The organism is Mycobacterium sp. (assembly GCF_036488105.1).
Classification (GTDB): domain Bacteria; phylum Actinomycetota; class Actinomycetes; order Mycobacteriales; family Mycobacteriaceae; genus Mycobacterium.
Map to the genome: position 1 here is coordinate 1 of NZ_DASXHW010000513.1, position 3706 is coordinate 3706.

Annotated in this window: 5 protein-coding genes; 1 reads left to right on the forward strand and 4 read right to left on the reverse strand. The window is 69.1% G+C overall.

Going from position 1 to position 3706, the window contains the following annotated elements; translation table 11 throughout:
- The 4 genes from VGH54_RS26935 to cobC form a co-directional block, all read right to left on the reverse strand.
- Positions 1–342, reverse strand: a 342-nt coding sequence (locus tag VGH54_RS26935; RefSeq protein ID WP_331515188.1) for a reverse transcriptase-like protein, incomplete at its 3' end; no start/stop codon positions are given.
- Positions 339–1073, reverse strand: a complete 735-nt coding sequence (locus VGH54_RS26940; RefSeq protein ID WP_331515189.1) for a zinc ribbon domain-containing protein — start codon at positions 1071–1073, stop codon at positions 339–341. The genes VGH54_RS26940 and VGH54_RS26935, both read right to left, overlap by 4 nt.
- The gene (locus VGH54_RS26945) at positions 1070–2209 is read right to left on the reverse strand and encodes a Nif3-like dinuclear metal center hexameric protein (RefSeq protein ID WP_331515190.1); all 1140 of its coding nucleotides are present in this window, start codon (positions 2207–2209) and stop codon (positions 1070–1072) included. Before VGH54_RS26945 ends, VGH54_RS26940 begins: the two co-directional genes overlap by 4 nt.
- Positions 2206–3261, reverse strand: coding sequence for an Rv2231c family pyridoxal phosphate-dependent protein CobC (gene cobC, locus VGH54_RS26950; protein WP_331515191.1), 1056 nt, complete (start codon positions 3259–3261; stop codon positions 2206–2208). The genes VGH54_RS26945 and cobC overlap by 4 nt, the downstream gene beginning before the upstream one ends.
- A gap of 83 nt (positions 3262–3344) precedes the next feature.
- On the opposite strand from cobC, the gene VGH54_RS26955 reads away from it, so the two are divergent.
- Positions 3345–3706: HAD hydrolase-like protein (locus VGH54_RS26955; protein WP_331515192.1), on the forward strand; the 362-nt coding region annotated here is incomplete at its 3' end.

Sequence of the window (3706 nt, forward strand, 5' to 3'; positions counted from 1 at the left end):
AATCCACGTGTAGCTGACCCGATCGAATCGCTGCGCCAGCGCGCGAGCCTGCTCGTGAAGCTCGGCAAGGTCGGGATGCTTGACCTTCCATCGCCCCGACATCTGCTCGACGACGAGTTTGGAATCCATCGACACCGCGACGTCGGTGGCGTGCAACTTCGCGGCCTCCTCCAAACCCGATATCAGGCCGCGATATTCGGCGACGTTGTTGGTGGCCAGGCCGATGGACTGCTTGCTCTCGGCCAGCACGATCGAGCGATCCGCGGACCAGACCACCGAGCCGTAGCCGGCCGGTCCGGGGTTACCGCGGGATCCTCCGTCGGCCTCGACGAGGACCTTCACTGGCTTGCGCCCTGGAGCCGCAACAAAATTGCCCCGCATTCGGGGCACCGCAGCACTTCGTCGTCGGCCGCCGCGGAGATCCGGGCCAGCTCGCCGCGGTCGATCTCGATTCGGCACGCCCCGCATCGGCGCCCTTGCAGCACGCCCGCCCCGGGGCCGCCGCCGGCCCGCTGTCGTTCGTACAGCGTCACCAGATCCTGAGCCAGCTCAGCGGTGAGTTCGCCGCGCCTCGCAGAGTGAACGCGCCGATGGTGGTCGATGTCGGCCAGCGTTGTGTCCAGGGCTTGTTGAGCGGCGGCCAGGTCGTTCTGCAGTGCGTCGACGGTCGCCTGCTCCGCGGCCTGCTGTGTCTGTAACTGTTCGCGGCGTTCCATCACCTCCAACAGCGAATCTTCCAGGCTGGATTGGCGGCGCTCCAGGGTGCCCAATTCGTGCTGCAACTCCGACAATTGCTTGGCATCCGCTACGGATTGCAGCAACGACCGGTCCCGGTCCTCGCGCTGGCGCACCGCGTCGATCTCCGACTCGAAGCGCGAGACCTGGGTGTTCAAGTCCTCCAACGCAATCTGCAAGGCCCCCAGCCGGTCATTGGCGGCGACCTGCTCGGTTTGTATCCGCTCGCAGTCGGCGCGCTCGGGCAGGTGGCCGGCGCGGTGGTTCATCTTCGCCAGCTCGGCGTCGAGTTCAGCGACTTCGAGTAGTGAGCGCTGCTGTGCGACTTCGGCTTTCATGCGTACTCTCCCCCGCCGTCGTTGTCGACGTTCCATGGATCGGTGCGGATGGGACACACATCCACCGACAATGCGGTGCCAAAAGTCGACCGCAGCACGTCGGCAGCCTGCGCACACCACGGGTATTCACTGGCCCAATGCGCGACGTCGACCAGCGCCACCTCCGAAGCACGGCGGTGCTCGTCGGCCGGGTGGTGACGCAGATCGGCCGTCACGTAGGCCTGGACATCAGCGTCCGCCACGGCACCCAGCAGCGAGTCACCCGCACCGCCGCACACGGCAACCCGGGAGACCAGCCGGTCCGGGTCACCGGCGGCGCGCACGCCCCATGATGTTTGCGGCAACCCTGCCCGCACTCGGGAGACGAACGCGCTCAACGGCTCTGGCTGTGGGAGCGAGCCGATCCGGCCCAGCCCGGCGTCGCCCGGCGTCGGCGCGAGCGCGACGATGTCGAACGCCGGCTCCTCATACGGGTGCGCCTCGCGCATCGCCGCGAGCACCCGAACCCGCGCCTGCGCGGGCGCGACAACCTCGACCCGGTCCTCGACCACGTGTTCCACCGCGCCGACGCTGCCGATGGCCGGCTGAGCGCCATCCTCCGGCAGGAATTGGCCGGTGCCGGTGACACTCCAACTGCAGTGCGAGTAGTCGCCGATCTGACCGGCGCCGGCCGCGAAGATCGCCGCTCGCAGCGCATCCGCGTTCTCGGGCGGGACGAAAATCACCCACTTGTCCAGATTCAGCGAGGCCGGCGCGGGTTCCAGAACCGCCTCGACGGTCAACCCCAGCGCGTGCGCCAGCGCGTCGGAGACGCCCGGTGACGCCGCGTCGGCGTTGGTGTGCGCGGTGAACAGCGAACGCCCGGTGCGGATCATCCGGTGCACCAACCCGCCCTTGGCGGTGTCGGCGGACACTGTGTCCACTCCATGCAACAGCAACGGATGGTGGGCCAACAGCAGGCCGCCGTCGGGCACCGCGTCGACCACCGCGGCGGTGGCGTCGACCGCGATCGTCACCGAGCTCAGCGCGTCGTCGGGGTCGCCGCAGACCAGACCGATCGAATCCCACGACTGAGCAAGCCCGGGCGGGTACGCCTCGTCCAATGCATCGATGACCACACCCAACCGAACCGTCATCGCAGCCCCCCGCTCTTGGCGATGTCCGCGATCGCCTCGACGAGCCGCGGCCACTCCGGTCGCACCGCAGCGCGCAGGTAGCGCCCGTCCAGGCCGACGAACGTGTCGCATCGTCTCACCGCAATTCCTCTGGTGTGCAGATGCTTTCGCGTCAACTCGGCGTCACCGACGGTGAACAAGACAAATGGCGCGCGGCCGTCGACCGGCTCGACACCCGCAGGGCGCAGGCCAGACACCATCTCGGCGCGCATCGCCGCCAACCGCCGGGCACCCGCCGCGGCTTCGGCCACCGCCGCCGGCGCACAGCACGCCGCGACGGCGGTCAACTGCAGCGTGCCCATCGGCCAGTGCGGGCGGGTAGCGGTCAGCCGCGCCAGCACCTCCGGAGCACCCAGCGCGTAGCCCACCCGCAGTCCGGCCAGCGCCCACGTCTTGGTGAGGCTGCGCAGCACCAGGACGTCGGGCAGCGGCTGGTCGGCCAGCGACTCCGGCTCGCCGGGAACAGCATCGGCGAACGCCTCGTCCACCACAACGATGCGGCCGGGCCGCCGCAACGACAGGATGTGTTCGCGCGTGTGCATAACGGCGGTCGGGTTGGTCGGATTGCCGACCACGACCAGGTCGGCCTGCTCGGGTACCTGCGCGCCCGCCAGACCGAACGGTGGATCGAGCACGGCGTGATGCACCGGGACACCGGCGGCTCGCAGCGCCACGTCCGGTTCGGTGAACGACGGTGCGATCACCGCGGCCAGTGTCGGACGCAAATTAGGCAGCAGTGCGAATCCCTCGGCGGCACCGGCCAACAGCGCAACCTCGTCGTCGGCGCGGCGGTGCCGGCCGGCGACGGCCCGGATCGCCGCACGCTCGTCGTCGACGCTCGGGTACCGCGCCACGTCGGGCAGCCGGGCAGACAGTCGCTCCAGCAGCCAGACCGGCGGCTGCGCGTGCCGGATGTTGACGGCGAAATCGAGCATGCCGGGTTCGGCGGCTTGATCACCGTGATAGCGCGCCCCGGGGAGCGAGATCGATGCGCTCGAATCCAGACTCGCCACATCTCAAACAGTAACGACCGCGCGTGGTCGTCCGGTATCGGGACCGATCACCGCCACGTCAGGCCATCCTGGACAATAGGTACGTGACAGGCACGGTCTCGGCAGCTCAACCCCAGCTGGTGATCTTCGACCTCGACGGCACGCTCACCGACTCCGCGGACGGCATCGTGTCCAGCTTCCGGCACGCGCTCGGCGAGATCGGGGCCGCGGTACCCGAGGGCGACCTGGCCAGTCAGATCATCGGCCCGCCGATGCACCACACCTTCGAGGCGATGGAGCTGGGCGAGCACGCCGAGGCGGCGATCGCCGCCTACTACGCCGACTACACCACCCGCGGTTGGGCGATCAACAGCCTCTTCGACGGGATCGGGCCATTGCTCGCCGATCTGCGGACCGCCGGTGTCCGACTGGCGGTGGCCACTTCCAAAGCGGAGCCGACCGCGCA